The organism is Pandoraea anhela (assembly GCF_902459655.1).
Classification (GTDB): Bacteria; Pseudomonadota; Gammaproteobacteria; order Burkholderiales; family Burkholderiaceae; genus Pandoraea; species Pandoraea anhela.
The window spans coordinates 83494-97051 of sequence record NZ_CABPSB010000020.1; the positions used below are offsets into that span (position 1 = coordinate 83494).

Annotated in this window: 11 protein-coding genes; 3 read left to right on the forward strand and 8 right to left on the reverse strand. The window is 60.2% G+C overall.

The window, feature by feature from the left end:
• Positions 1-12 precede the first annotated feature (12 nt).
• From PAN31108_RS21885 to coq7, 5 genes are all read right to left on the reverse strand, one after another.
• Positions 13-1788, reverse strand: coding sequence for a peptidoglycan D,D-transpeptidase FtsI family protein (locus tag PAN31108_RS21885; protein WP_150670873.1), 1776 nt, complete (start codon positions 1786-1788; stop codon positions 13-15).
• Positions 1785-2129 carry a cell division protein FtsL gene (gene ftsL / locus PAN31108_RS21890; RefSeq protein WP_150670874.1) on the reverse strand — a complete coding sequence of 115 codons (345 nt, stop codon included), beginning with the start codon at positions 2127-2129 and terminating at the stop codon, positions 1785-1787. The genes PAN31108_RS21885 and ftsL overlap by 4 nt, the downstream gene beginning before the upstream one ends.
• On the reverse strand, positions 2126-3079 hold the full coding sequence (gene rsmH / locus PAN31108_RS21895) for a 16S rRNA (cytosine(1402)-N(4))-methyltransferase RsmH (protein WP_150670875.1): 954 nt from the start codon (positions 3077-3079) through the stop codon (positions 2126-2128). The genes ftsL and rsmH overlap by 4 nt, the downstream gene beginning before the upstream one ends.
• A gap of 22 nt (positions 3080-3101) precedes the next feature.
• The gene (mraZ, locus tag PAN31108_RS21900; protein WP_010806918.1) at positions 3102-3530 is read right to left on the reverse strand and encodes a division/cell wall cluster transcriptional repressor MraZ; all 429 of its coding nucleotides are present in this window, start codon (positions 3528-3530) and stop codon (positions 3102-3104) included.
• Between the two features lie 432 nt (positions 3531-3962).
• Positions 3963-4610, reverse strand: coding sequence for a 2-polyprenyl-3-methyl-6-methoxy-1,4-benzoquinone monooxygenase (gene coq7 / locus PAN31108_RS21905; protein WP_150670876.1), 648 nt, complete (start codon positions 4608-4610; stop codon positions 3963-3965).
• Positions 4611-4928: 318 nt separating this feature from the next.
• On the opposite strand from coq7, the gene PAN31108_RS21910 reads away from it, so the two are divergent.
• Both PAN31108_RS21910 and PAN31108_RS21915 read left to right on the forward strand, forming a co-directional pair.
• Positions 4929-6107, forward strand: coding sequence for a porin (locus PAN31108_RS21910; protein ID WP_150670877.1), 1179 nt, complete (start codon positions 4929-4931; stop codon positions 6105-6107).
• 262 nt (positions 6108-6369) lie between these two features.
• Positions 6370-6849, forward strand: coding sequence for a MarR family winged helix-turn-helix transcriptional regulator (locus PAN31108_RS21915; RefSeq protein ID WP_150670878.1), 480 nt, complete (start codon positions 6370-6372; stop codon positions 6847-6849).
• A gap of 503 nt (positions 6850-7352) precedes the next feature.
• Here the strand turns inward: PAN31108_RS21915 and PAN31108_RS21920 are convergent.
• Both PAN31108_RS21920 and PAN31108_RS21925 read right to left on the reverse strand, forming a co-directional pair.
• Positions 7353-8486: an aminopeptidase gene (locus tag PAN31108_RS21920; RefSeq protein ID WP_150670879.1), complete on the reverse strand. Its 1134-nt coding sequence runs from the start codon at positions 8484-8486 to the stop codon at positions 7353-7355.
• A 38-nt stretch (positions 8487-8524) separates the two neighbouring features.
• Complete coding sequence (locus PAN31108_RS21925; RefSeq protein ID WP_150670880.1) at positions 8525-10600, reverse strand: molybdopterin-containing oxidoreductase family protein; 2076 nt, start codon at positions 10598-10600, stop codon at positions 8525-8527.
• A gap of 212 nt (positions 10601-10812) precedes the next feature.
• On the opposite strand from PAN31108_RS21925, the gene PAN31108_RS21930 reads away from it, so the two are divergent.
• On the forward strand, positions 10813-12009 hold the full coding sequence (locus PAN31108_RS21930) for a M20 aminoacylase family protein (protein WP_150670881.1): 1197 nt from the start codon (positions 10813-10815) through the stop codon (positions 12007-12009).
• 82 nt (positions 12010-12091) lie between these two features.
• On the opposite strand, the gene PAN31108_RS21935 is transcribed toward PAN31108_RS21930, so the two are convergent.
• Entirely contained in the window at positions 12092-12796 is a 705-nt protein-coding gene (locus PAN31108_RS21935; RefSeq protein WP_174995094.1) for a DUF3047 domain-containing protein, read from the reverse strand.
• Positions 12797-13558: the final 762 nt, after the last annotated feature.

Below are 13558 nucleotides of genomic sequence, written 5' to 3' on the forward strand. Positions count from 1 at the left end.
GCGACGTCGGGGTCACGGTGCCCATGGCTCGCTCTCCTCCACCTTGTCGCTCACGACGAGCTTGGTCACCGGCGAATCCGGCACCACATTCAGCGCGCGCAGCGTTCCCCCCACGATCGATGCGAACGCAGGACCTGCCGCCACACCGCCGTAGTGCGAACCGCGTCCCGGCTCATCGAGCGTTACGGCGACAATGATGCGCGGCTCGGACATCGGCGCCATGCCGACGAACGACGCCCGATACTTGCTCTTGTCGTAACCCTTGCCTGATTGCTTGTAAGCCGTACCGGTCTTGCCACCCACGCGATAGCCGATCACCTGAGCGCGCGTGGCGGTGCCGCCCGGCGACGTGACCATTTCGAGCATCTTGCGCACTTCGCGTGCGGTCGCCGGCGAGATCACCGGCGTTCCCTTCACGACGCTGCCGTCCGTCTTGTAGATGGAGATGGGCAGCAATTCGCCGTCATGGGCGAAGACCGTGTATGCGCGCGCCAGCTGGATCAGCGAAGCCGACAGACCGTAGCCATACCCCATCGTCGCCTGCTCGATCGGACGCCAGCTCTTGGCCGGACGCAGACGTCCCGCCACGGCGCCCGGGAAACCGAGCTTGGGCGCCTGACCGAGACCGACGCTGGTGAACATGTCCCACATTTCCTGCGGCTTCATCTGCAACGCGATCTTCGCGGTGCCGATGTTGCTCGACTTCTGAATGACGCCGGCCACTGTCAGCAGGCCGTAGTCGTGCGTATCGGTAATGTTCGCGCCGAAGAAGTTGGCGCGGCCCGTGGTCATCACCGTCGACGTCGGCTTCACATAGCCGTTCTCGATCGCGGCGGCGATGGTGATCGGCTTCATGATCGAGCCGGGTTCGAACGTGTCGGTGATGACACGGTTACGCAGTTGCGCCCCGGTCAGATTGGTGCGGTTGTTAGGGTTGTACGTCGGCAGATTGACCAGCGCGAGCACTTCGCCCGTACGCACATCGAGTACTACGGCGCTACCGGCTTTGGCGCCGGTGCGCTCGATGGCGTCTTTGAGTTCGCTATACGCGAGGAACTGGATCTTGCTGTCGATCGAGAGCGTGATGTCGTGGCCGTCGCGCGGCTGCGCCAGAATGTCGAGATCCTCGACCACGCGTCCGAGACGGTCCTTGATCACCCGGCGGCTGCCCGGCGTTGCGGCCAGATCCCGCTGCATCGACAACTCGACGCCTTCCTGCCCGATGTCCTCGACGTTCGTGAAACCAACCACGTGCGCCGCGATCTCGCCTTCCGGATAGAAACGCTTGTATTCCTTGCGCTGATACACACCGGGGATGTCGAGATCGGCCACTTGTTTGGCAACGTCCGGCAGGACCTGACGCTTCACGTAGACGAAGCTCTTTTCCTGATTGAATTTGCGGCGCAGATCCGGCTCGCTCATTTCGAGCAGACGTGCGAGCTTGCGCACTTGCTCCGCCGAAACGTCGTCGGGTACGTCTTCCGGAATCGCCCAGATCGCCTTGACGGGCAAACTGGTGGCAAGCACCTGTCCGTTACGGTCGAACACTTTGCCGCGCGTGGCGGACATCTCCAGCGTGCGTTCGTAACGGCTCTCGCCCTGACGTTGATAGAAAGCGTTGCCCGGCCCCTGAATCCAGAAGGCGCGCGCGACCAGCGACGCGAAGGCGCCGAAGATCACGAAAACGAGCAGCTTCGAGCGCCACATCGGCAGACGCACGGACAGGACCGGGCTGGCAGAGAACTGCACATCCTTGGTCTTGGCCTTGGCGTCTTTGCGGCGAATCATCGCTTGCCTCCGCTCGCAGGGGCGGACGCCGCGCTCGCGCTCGGCACGGGCACATCCACCATCGCCCCGGCACTGCCGGCCGGGGCAGACAGATACTGCGTGCGGCCCGGCGAGACAGCCTGCATCTTCAGGTCGCTGCGGGCCACGCTCTCGATCCGGGCACTTTTGCTTTGCGCGCTCTGCTCGTACTGAAGACGATCCCAATCCTGCAACAGTTGATGCTCGAGCGCCTGTTCGCGGTTCAGTTCGACGAACGTGCCACGCGCGCGGTACTGCGCATTGATCAGGGAGAGCGCGCAGCCGATGAGCAGCGCGAGCAGAAGAATATTGAGCCGGCTCATGACGACACCCGCTCCATGACCCGCATGATCGCAGAGCGCGAACGCGGGTTCGCCTCCACCTCGGCGGCGGACGGCTTGATCTTGCGACCGGCCTTGAACGGCGGTTCGGGGATCTCGTGGGCGCGCAACGGCACGCGGCGGTCCACCGCCGGCGCGCTCGATCGCGCTTGCATGAAGCGCTTCACGATACGGTCTTCCAGCGAATGAAAGCTGATCGCCACGAGTCTGCCTCCCGTTTCGAGGACATCGGCCGCCCCATCGAGTGCTATTTGCAGGTCCGCAAGCTCTTGATTGACGTGAATCCGTAGAGCCTGAAAGGTACGTGTTGCCGGGTCCTTGCCCTTCTCACGGGTCTTGACGGCGCCCGCCACGATCGCGGCAAGCTCGCGTGTACTGACGAGAGGCCCGAGGCGGTCGGCGTCTGCCCGGCGAGCAACAAGCGCCTTTGCAATCTGAAAAGCAAACCGTTCTTCCCCATAGTCTTTGATGACCTCCGTCATTTCTTCCAGCGTTGCCCGGGCCAGCCAGTCGGCAGCCGACTCGCCGCGCGTGGGATCCATGCGCATGTCGAGCGGGCCGTCGAAACGAAAACTGAATCCACGTGCGGGGTCGTCGAATTGCGGCGACGAAACCCCCAGGTCCAGCAAGACACCCGACACTTTCCCAATACCGCGCCGGGCCAACGTTTCACGCAATGTCGCGAAGCTGTCGTGCTCAATCGAAAATCGCGGATCGGCAATCTTTGCCGCCTCCGCGATCGCTTGGGGGTCCTTGTCGAACGCGATCAGCCTGCCCTTGTCGCCCAGCCGTTCGAGCAGCCTGCGACTGTGCCCGCCCCGGCCGAATGTGCCGTCGACGTATACGCCATCGTCGCGCCACAGCAAGGCATCCACGGCCTCCTCCAGCAGGACCGTGCGGTGCTGCATTACCGTTTCCACCGCGTGCGCCATGCTCGTCGGACCACCTGATCTGTCAAAAAGTGAAGTTCTTCAGTGCCTCAGGCATACCCTGCGCCATCGCCGCCTGTTCCTTGGCGGCATACGTCGCGGCATCCCAGAGTTCAAAATGACTGCCCATGCCCAGCAGCATGACTTCCTTGTCCATGCCCGCAGCCGCACGCAACTCCGGCGCCACCAGGACGCGACCCGCCGAATCCATCTCGACATCGGCCGCATTGCCCAGGAAGATGCGTCGCCACCAGTGCGCGTCCATCGGCAGTGCGGCGATCTTGCCGCGAAAGATTTCCCATTCGGGACGCGGGAACAGCAACAGACATCCATCCGGGTGCTTGGTAATCGTCACCTTGCCTTCAGCGTCGCCCTGAAGCACGTCACGATGCCGGGCCGGAATCGACATCCGTCCCTTCGCATCCAGTGAAAGTGCCGAGGCTCCCTGAAACACGTGCGCTCCCGTGAGGTTTCGTCCGCCTGCCCGTCATGCCGAAAGAGAAAGATTTTGTGCCCTACGCCACACAAAAATACACTTTCTCACACTATTTCCCACTTTAGAGGAGAGTGTATGGCCGGTCAAGCGTTTCACCCGTTTTTCGAAGGGAATTTGGTAGACAGAACAATGACTTAGCTCACTTTCCTAAAGCGAGAAAACGGAATTTTGTCAGGAAAATTAATGACATAAGTGCGATAGTGAAAGTGGAACCTCATATTTCGGGCGTCGCCTCGTGGGAGGCCCGCCATCACTATCGATACCGGGTAGTGCGCACTCACGCCGTGCCGAAGCCACACCATGGCTGGCCGACGCGCGTCACGCGAAGGGAGGTCGATTCAGGAGGTAGGGGGCTTTCGGGGGCGTATTTCAGGGCCGTTTACCGACACACTATATATAGTAGGCGGTCGTCGTCATGACCTTGGCGGCAGCACGCATGACGCGCTGCACCGGCGCGGGCAGCTCAACACCGCCGGCGTCGCGGGCAGCCTGACCATGCGCGATCTCGTCGAGACGCATCTGATCGACGATGGCGCGCGAGCGCAGATCGTGCGGGGGCAGCGCGTCGAGATGGCTCTCGAGATGATGCTCGACCTGACGTTCCGTCTCCGACATGAACCCCAGGCTCACCTTGTCGCCGCACTTGCCGGCGACGAAACCGATGGCAAATGCGCCGGCGTACCAAAGCGGATTGAGCAGGCTGGGGCGCGAGCCGAGTTCCGACAAACGATGAGCCGTCCACGCCAGATGATCCTCCTCCTCCTTGCCCGCGTGCTCGAAGGCCGCCCGTAGCGCCCGTCGCTTCGTCGCCAGCTTCTGCGCCTGATACAGCGCCTGCGCGCACACTTCCCCGACGTGGTTCACCCGCATCAACCCAGCAACGTGACGCCGCTCCTCAAGTGTCAACGCGTCGTCGCCGACGGCGATATCGCTGTTGAGGGAGGGGGCCGCTTCGGGAGCCGGACGGGAGGCTTGGGTAATGCCCGCGATCGCACGCAGACCACGGTCTAGTTCGGAGATCAGACTGTCGGAGAACATCGTACTTTCAACTCGCTTAAATCTTTCACTATGTGGAACGCTGGACGATTCCTTCGCGCCCGCCGCCGATGATACGCCCCTTTATCCGGCGCACCTTGCGCGGGCGCAAACACGCGAAATCCCCGCCGGAAGCCGGTTTTCGGGCTGTTGCGTAAACGAAACAAAACCCGTCGCAAACCCGCGTAAAACCGGCCTTTTCCTTTGCCGCCTAAAGTGAATTTGTTACATTACGTCCAACTTCTCGCGAAGTTGATTAGCAAGGACGTTATCACTAGTGACCTTGTTAAACAAATCTCACAATCCTTTGGAGATCACTCAATGAAAAAGTCGCTTCTCGCTCTGGGTGTGCTCGGCGCATTCGCTGGCGCTGCTCACGCTCAAAGCACCGTGACCCTGTACGGTATCATCGACGCTGGCCTGCAATACGTCAGCAAGACGGGCGGTAACACGTCCAGCACCGCCAACGCATCGAAGAACTTCCAGTTCGCCAACGGCAACCTGCAAGGTTCGCGTTGGGGCCTGAAGGGTGCTGAAGACCTCGGTGGCGGCCTGAAGGCGATCTTCGTCTTGGAAAACGGCTTCAACCTGGGCAACGGCACGCTGGGCCAGAACGGCCGCATGTTCGGTCGTCAAGCTTACGTTGGTCTGAGCAGCGCAACGGCTGGTACGCTGACCATCGGTCGCCAGTACGATTCCGTGGTTGACTTCGTGGGTCCGTACGCTGCGGGCAGCCAGTGGGCAACGTTCGCGGGCGCTCACCCGTTCGATAACGACAACCTGAACAACTCGTTCCGCCTGAACAACTCGGTCAAGTACACGACCATTAACTACAACGGCTTCAGCGCCGGCGGTCTGTACAGCTTCTCGAACTCGGCCAGCAACGGCTCGACGGGCACGGGTTTCGCCAACAACCGCGCTTACTCGTTCGGTCTCGGCTACGCAAACGGCCCTGCGTCGTTCGGCGCTGGCTACTTGTACCTCGGCTCGCCGGGTAGCAACAACTCCGGCTCGTTGATGAACAATTCCTCCAGCCTGAACGGTAACGACACCACGTCCGTCATGACGGCTGGCGGCGCTAGCGACAAGGCATGGATCGCATCGGCAGGCGGTTCGTACGCCTTCGGTCCGGCTACGCTCGGCCTGGTGTACGCTCATAGCGTGTACCAATACGTCGGTGGTGGCAGCTGGAAGTTTGACAACGCCGAAATCAACGCCAAGTACATGCTGACCCCGGCTCTGCAACTGGGTGCTTCGTACACGTACACGTGGTCGACGATCAATGGCACGATCGGCAACAAGAACGGCACGTCGCCGAAGTACCACCAAGTCAACCTGGGCGTCGACTACTTCCTGTCGAAGCGCACGGACACGTACCTGGTTGGTCTGTGGCAACACGCCAACGACGACGCTCCTGGCGGCGCATCGCTGAGCGGCCTGGGCTACTCGCAGAGCAGCAACCAGTTCGCCGTCACGGCTGGTATCCGTCACAAGTTCTAAGCTGACAGTTTCTGTCACTTAAGCTTTGACGAAAGGGCACCTTCGGGTGCCCTTTTTTATTGGCCGAACACTGCACGAGCCTGATGTCGAATGTCAGACGAGTCGAAGCGACTTCAGGTCGTTACGCCATAACGAAACCCGATTCGGGAACGTGGTCTGCGAACGACCTGCGTCGTCAATGCCCTCCGTAACTCCTCCGGCTTGACCGCGCGTTTATTTCAAACCTAAAATTTCCACACTGTAAATTTTTCATCCCGTGACCATGAGCCTCGCCGACTCCGACTCTCTCGATCTCGAAACGCGAGCCCACGACCGTGAGCACGATGCGCTTCGCCTGTGGTTGCGGCTGCTCACCTGCGCCAACATGATCGAGACGGATATCCGTTCGCGCCTGCGTCAGGAGTTCGATTGCACGCTGCCGCGCTTCGATCTGCTCGCGCAACTGGACCGCCATCCGGAAGGGCTGAAGATGGGGGAATTGAGCAAGCGGATGATGGTGACGGGCGGCAACGTAACCGGCATTACGGACCAGTTGGAAAAGGAGGGCTGGGTGACGCGCGAGACGGTCGTCAATGACCGACGGGCATTCCTGATCAAGCTCACCCCTCGGGGAAAGAAGGCGTTCTCCAATATGGCGCGCGCCCATGAAGAGTGGATCGAGGAGCGCTTGGGCAGACTTCCCGAAGATCAACGCCGACAGCTCTACTCGCTGCTCGGTGACCTCAAATCTGTGATCGCGTGACGAAATCCGATGGAAAACCGGGCTACAAGCACTATGCAATCCGTCGCCTGCGGCACATAAGGCATATTTCCCACGAGGTCATCCCCCTCCCTGCGCAGTCAGGTGAGTGCTTCAGGATGGTGATCTTCAGCCGATCTCGGGCTCATGCAGTGAGCAACGGCCGCCTCCGTCGGCCAGGCCCGCGAGACTGCCCTCCTTGAGGGCTGTCCGCCCTCCCACCCCATACAACTGGCCGCGGCGGATAGCCGCCACGGATTTTCAGACTTACGCGGTGGGTCAACGCGATGGCGGCTGTCGCCATGTCCTGCGTCGGCCATCTGTCGCTCCGGCGCTGACGGCGCGCCAAGCGATAGGAGCCAGTCTTCCGACAACATAACGACGGTCCTGGTAAGGAGCGACCGGCACCGTTGATTCGGCAAGCGCCATATCGCCCGCAGTACCGCCCGTCATAGCGCCCGTCTACCGCCCCGCAGATTGGCCGAAGCCAACTCATCGCTGTCCGATTAGCGCCCTGCTCGCATCGGCGCGTCCAGCGTCTGTCTCGCCACTGAGGCCTCCGGCGTCTTGTCTAGCGCAGCGAGCGCTGCGTGCCGTTCCGCCTCCGGTCGCTTCGACATTGCCTTGACTGCTTCGTAAAACTTCGGCAGATCGTCGTGTTCCTGCGCCAGTAGCGCCATGAATGCCGGAACCCATTGGTTATACGTCGCGAAAGAGCCGATTTTGGCGTTGTTCAGGTCGGTGGCAAACCACCGGTCGAAGCCCGGGTATCCGTCCCAAGAGGCTTTCAACGCGTCATAGTCCGTGCGCATACGAGCAAACAATACCTCTTTGCTCGCCGCTTTTTCGGCATCCGACGCCGCACCGCCGTATACGGCCTCAAGACGTTTGCGGTAGCCGTCCACCAGTTTACGAAACGCCCGACGATGCGCATCGTATCGCTCGTACTCCATCGCGGCGTCAGGGTGCGACGCCAGCCAACGTCGCACACCGACCGTCTCCACTGTCACGGCGAACGACTCATTGAACGCCGTATCACCGCGCACGAACAGAATCTGATGCGCCAATTCATGAAAGATCATGCGCGCCACTTCCGCCCGTGGAAGGTAGATGAAGGTATTGAGCAGCGGATCGTCGAAATAGCCAAGCGTCGAGTAAGCGGGAATTCCAGCAACGAACGTCTCCCAACCGTCACGATGCAACTCGGCAGCATAGGCCTCGGCAGACTCGCGCGAGTAATAACCACGATACTCGACACATCCGACGACCAGCAGACACGACTCGTGAAGCTTCAGCGACAGCGCTGGCGCAGCAAAAACGTTGTAGACCACGAACGGTCGTTTGAGGTCGGCGTAGCTTCGATAACTGCCGTTATCCGGCTCGCCCAACGCCGATACGGCGTAACTGCGAATTTGCTCCGCCTCGACCAACCGTGAGCGCAGCCGTGAATCGACGGCCGGATCGGCAAGCAACTCAGCCACCGGCTTCGCTTCATGCAGCACGGTAAAGTGGCCATTGATCGACTGCGCGTAATAGCCGATCTGCCCGCAGCCGGAGAGTACGAGCAACGCACCACCAGCCACGATGACGCCGACGATCCACCGCGTGATTTTCAAGCGTGTCGCAAGCAAGACCGGCATCAAAGGCCCCTCATCGGCAACGCGAGATCAGCCAAACATTACGCCGGCGCGACCTCGACCAAGCAGTCGTAGAACGTCGGTGCCCGTCCAAGATCGGTAAGCTGCTGGCTTGTGACCTCATTGGCGTTCTTGCCGTCCGGCGCGAGCTTTTTCCACCAGATCGACAGACCGACCACGACACCTTCTCGCGCCTTCTCCGTCACCCGCGCCTTGGCGTTCAATGTGCCGCGATCATTGAAGATACGTACGTCCACGCCGTCCCGGATGCCGCGCGACGCGGCGTCCGAAGGATGGATGTCCAGCGTCGGCTCACCAACCGAGGAGCGCAAACTATCGACGTTCACGAAACTCGAGTTCAGAAAGTGGCGCGCAGGCGGTGAAATCATGGCAAGCGGGTACCGTGCCGCCAATTCCGGATTGCTGGCGACAGACTCGTACGGCGGCACCCAATCCGGCAACGGATCGAATCCCTCTTGCAACATACGCTCGGAGTAAAACTCGCACTTGCCGGACGGCGTGTAGAACTCGCCGTTCGCAAAAGGCGCTTCCGGCAAATCGTAACGCCTCCATCCGTCACGCTTGAGCGTCTCCCAATCGCAACCGGCCATGCGCGCGTCACTCCAGCGAATCGATTGCGCAGCCAATTGATCATCGGTGTCGGAGAAACACGGCTCCGTCCATCCCATCCGTTTGGCCAGGAGACGAAAGATCTCCGAGTTCGGTTTCGCCTCGCCGAGCGGGGCGATGGCCGGATTGTTGGCTAGCAAATAAGTGTGGCCATAGGCCTTGTGAATATCCAGATGCTCGAGTTGTGTCGTAGCAGGCAGTACGAAATCGGCATAATCCGCAGTGTCTGTCTGGAAATGCTCCAGCACGACGGTGAAGAGATCCTCGCGTGCAAAACCGGCAGCCACTTTGCCCGACTCCGGCGCAACAGCAACCGGATTGCTGTTGTAGACCACCAGCGCTTCGATCTTGGGCCCGAAAGTTGCGTCGCCCGGATGACATAGCGCATCGCCAATCGCACTCATGTTGACCACGCGTGCGGGCTTGCTCTGTCGCGGCCGCAGGTCGGGGCGCGCCTGCGCAATGGCATCGACCGGCGCATATCCGGAGGTCGACATCAGCAGTCCACCGGCCGGATCGCGCCACGCGCCGATCAGCGCTGGCAGACAGGCCACTGCGCGTGTTGCCTGACCACCGCCCTTGGCGCGCTGCATGCCGTAGTTCAAACGGATCGCGGCAGGCTTCGCACTCGCGTACTCGCGCGCAAGCGTCGTAATCGTCTCTTCCGAAATACCGCAAATTTCGGCAACGCGAGCGGGCGTATAACGCCGCACACGATCCTTGAGTTGAGCGTAACCCACCGTATGTCGCGCAATATACTCGTGATCGACGAGATCCTCGGCGATGAGAACGTGCATCATGCCGAGTGCGAGCGCTGCGTCGGTTCCCGGCAGCAACGCAATGTGCTGATGACATTTCTCCGCTGTCAGCGACCGATAGGGATCGATGGCGATCAGCTTGGCGCCTCGACGTTTCGCTTCTTGCGCAATGGTCCAGAAATGTACGCTCGACGTGATGGGGTTGCTGCCCCAGATCAAAATCAGCCGGCTATCGACGAAATGCTCGACATGCATCCCGACGCCTGCGCCGTAGGTATATCGCATCCCTGCGGCGCCGGCGCTCGCACAGATCGTCCGATCGAGGTCCGATGCACCGATCTTGTTGAAAAATCGCGCAGCCATCGATTCGCCTTGCACGAAGCCCATCGTGCCTGCGTAGCTGTACGGCAGGATTGCCTCGGGTTCGCGTGCCGCAATCGTCCGTAGCCGATTGGCGATTTCATCGAGCGCCTCATCCCAGCTCACCCGGACGAACTGCCCGCTTCCTTTAGGTCCGACACGTTTGAGCGGATGCAGCAAGCGATCCGGATGATAGGTACGTTCGGTATAGCGAGAGACTTTCGTGCACAGAACACCTTTGGTCGTCGGATGGTCGGGATCCCCCTGCACCTTGATCGCGACGCCATTTTCCACCGTCACATGCAGCGCACACGTGTCAGGGCAGTCATGCGGGCAAGCGGCCCGAACGACGTGGGTATTGGTCGTCATCAACTACTCCTCTCTCTACCGATTTCAGCGCCCGGCAACAGTGCGACGCTGGCGATATTGTATTACGTTCATTCGTGGACTGCCCCGCCGCACGGGGACTCCGAGCCCTTTTTCAGCCCCATCCGACAAGCCGGTCGGACATTTCCGAACGGGATGCCAGACCTCCCATAAGGGGGTAAGATGAGCCATTGCGCTCAGCAGGAACCCCCGTCATGAAGCTCATTCCCGAAATTGACGCCGCCCGCGGCGAAATCCAGACTATCCGACGCGACATTCACGCGCACCCCGAACTCTGCTTCGAAGAGAAACGTACCTCCGATGTCGTCGCGGAAACGCTCACTCAGTGGGGCATTCCCATCCATCGTGGCCTCGGCAAGACGGGCGTTGTCGGCATCATCAAGAATGGCAGCAGCGACCGTGCAATCGGGCTGCGTGCCGACATGGACGCTCTGCCGATCCATGAAGCCAACACCTTCGAGCATGCCTCGAAGCATGAAGGCAAGATGCACGCATGCGGCCACGACGGTCACACGGCCATGTTGCTTGCTGCGGCGCAATACCTTCAGAAGCATCGCAATTTTGATGGCACCGTCTATCTGATTTTCCAGCCCGCCGAAGAAGGTGGCGGTGGTGCGCGAGAGATGATCAAAGATGGTCTTTTCGAGCGGTTCCCGATAGAAGCGGTGTTCGGCATGCACAACTGGCCGGGCGTGCCCACCGGGACGTTCGCGGTGACCCCTGGTCCGATGATGGCCTCCAGCAACGAATTCAAGATCACGATTCGCGGCAAGGGCACGCACGCCGGCATTCCGAATGCCGGGATCGACCCGGTCATTGCCGCCGTACAGGTCGCTCAGGCACTACAAAGCATCCTCACGCGCAATAAGCGCCCGATCGATGCCGCAGTACTCTCCATTACCCAGATCCACGCCGGCGACACGACGAACGTAGTTCCCGATCTGGCGTGGCTGGGCGGCACGATTCGCACGTTCTCCATCGAAGTCCTCGACTTGATCGAGAGTCGGCTTCGCGAGGTTTCCGAGTTTGTCGCGAAGGGGATGGGTTGCTCGGCGGAAATCGAGTTTCATCGCAACTACCCGCCGACCATCAACGAACCTGCGATGGCCGCGCTTTGTGCAGACGTAATGCGTCAAGTGGTGGGTAACGACAACGTCAACGACAAGGTCGAGCCCACGATGGGCGCCGAGGACTTTTCGTTCATGCTCCTCGAGAAGCCGGGGGCGTACGTCTTCATCGGTAACGGCGACGGCACACATCGAGACAGCGGACACGGCCTTGGGCCCTGCAATCTCCACAATGCCAGCTACGATTTCAATGACGATCTGCTGCCGCTCGGTGGCACCTACTGGGCCAAGCTGGTCGAGACATATTTCGCAAGAAATAAGTAATCTACGCTGAATGTACGCGAAGTAAGCAAAAAAGCCGGCAATTGTTTGTCGGCTTTTTCAGTTTGCACGCGGAGGTATCGCGTTATTTCGCCGCAGTTGTCGTGGGAATACCGTCAGTATCGAGATGAATGTCACCGTACCAAGCGGTGAACCTGGATTGGGTATTGTCGCCATCACTCATGATGGCTATACCGATCAGACGTCCGGGAGGCTCCCCGAACGCTTTCTCGTAATCCTTCGCGATGTCGCGCGAATACGTTTGCCAGCGCCCGAGATTCAAGGTGCCGCGCTCGACGACAACTGAGCGAATGCGGCTCGCGTATGGATTGGGCACCACTTCGTTGTCTGCGAGCTTGTCATCTCCCCACGTGTACATTAGGGTGGCGAAAGGCAATTCTCGCCCACTGACCATACGCGCCAGCTCTCGGTGCATATGATCCTGCATGGTGAGTCGCCCAGGATCGCCATCGAAGGCGAGAGCGATACGCACGGGAGCGTCATCGAATCGCTTGGAGCGAATATCGGCACGATCGGGCATGGCATCTGCGCGCCAGCGCCACGTCAACTTTGTGCCGGGATAGACGGGAGTATTGAGTTTTTGTGCGATTCCGGAAGCAGATCCGTACACCGACGCGCGGATGACGGCAATCCCCTCGCTATCGGCGGTTTGTTCATACTGGGTAAGCCGCTTATTGCGAGTGACGAGATAAGTCTCCCAATGCGGCGGAAGGCCCTCGGCATTTACCGCCGCAGAGAGTGGCGCGATCTCCTCTTGAGGCACCGGCACAGCGGATATCGTCGCCTGCGTCGGAGATGAGCCCAAGGGTGCGCATCCTGCAATTCCCAAGATCACTATCGCAGCACTCACGCACGCTACGCCCACACGCCAATTCGTGTAGCGTCTATTCCGATATTGATTGACCACCCGTTTTGCTCCCCGAACTACGGCTAACCCCTTGGCCGCATCCTAAGTGAGAAACGGGGCATCCATCTACCTAGCGTTTCACCTCGTGATGGCAACGCAACAGTGCAGACTCCCAAAATCAGACGAAAAGCGTCGCAGAAAATACGGTGCTAGCCGCAGGCCAGGTAGTGATTAAGGCGGGAGCCACAGAAATTCGAACCGACAAGGCAAGGATTGTCACCGGGGAGCATGACGTAACGATCTACACCGACACGCTGACCGCATCCATAAGAAAGTAGGCTGCTCAAAGGGGCCGTACCCGATGACGCCGGGACTTTTGGATAAGCGTGTCGCCTTCTTCCGCAAGCTGTGCGAAAACACAAGGCAACCGACGAGCGTCAGAGGCTGCTATCTCCCCGTGTTTTCTTTCAAGCCACGCCGGCGCCCTCGCAAGCAAGCCAAGAGCCGGCAGATTGCAGACACTGCCGCGAGCCTAAGGCCGATTTGCTCCGCAAAGGCACGGCAAGAGCGCCACAAAAGCGACGAGGCGATTAGCAAATCGCGCGGGCAAAGCAAAAACCCCTTGCAGCTAAGGCTACAAGGGGTTTTTAAGGGGAGCCTGACGATTACCTACTTTCACACGGG

Coding starts and splice junctions, on each gene's coding strand:
- PAN31108_RS21885 (WP_150670873.1), bottom strand. CDS start 1,788: ATGATTCGCCGCAAAGACGCCAAGGCCAAGACCAAGGATGTGCAGTTC.
- PAN31108_RS21915 (WP_150670878.1), top strand. CDS start 6,370: ATGAGCCTCGCCGACTCCGACTCTCTCGATCTCGAAACGCGAGCCCAC.
- ftsL (WP_150670874.1), bottom strand. CDS start 2,129: ATGAGCCGGCTCAATATTCTTCTGCTCGCGCTGCTCATCGGCTGCGCG.
- coq7 (WP_150670876.1), bottom strand. CDS start 4,610: ATGTTCTCCGACAGTCTGATCTCCGAACTAGACCGTGGTCTGCGTGCG.
- PAN31108_RS21910 (WP_150670877.1), top strand. CDS start 4,929: ATGAAAAAGTCGCTTCTCGCTCTGGGTGTGCTCGGCGCATTCGCTGGC.
- PAN31108_RS21930 (WP_150670881.1), top strand. CDS start 10,813: ATGAAGCTCATTCCCGAAATTGACGCCGCCCGCGGCGAAATCCAGACT.
- PAN31108_RS21925 (WP_150670880.1), bottom strand. CDS start 10,600: ATGACGACCAATACCCACGTCGTTCGGGCCGCTTGCCCGCATGACTGC.
- rsmH (WP_150670875.1), bottom strand. CDS start 3,079: ATGGCGCACGCGGTGGAAACGGTAATGCAGCACCGCACGGTCCTGCTG.
- PAN31108_RS21920 (WP_150670879.1), bottom strand. CDS start 8,486: ATGCCGGTCTTGCTTGCGACACGCTTGAAAATCACGCGGTGGATCGTC.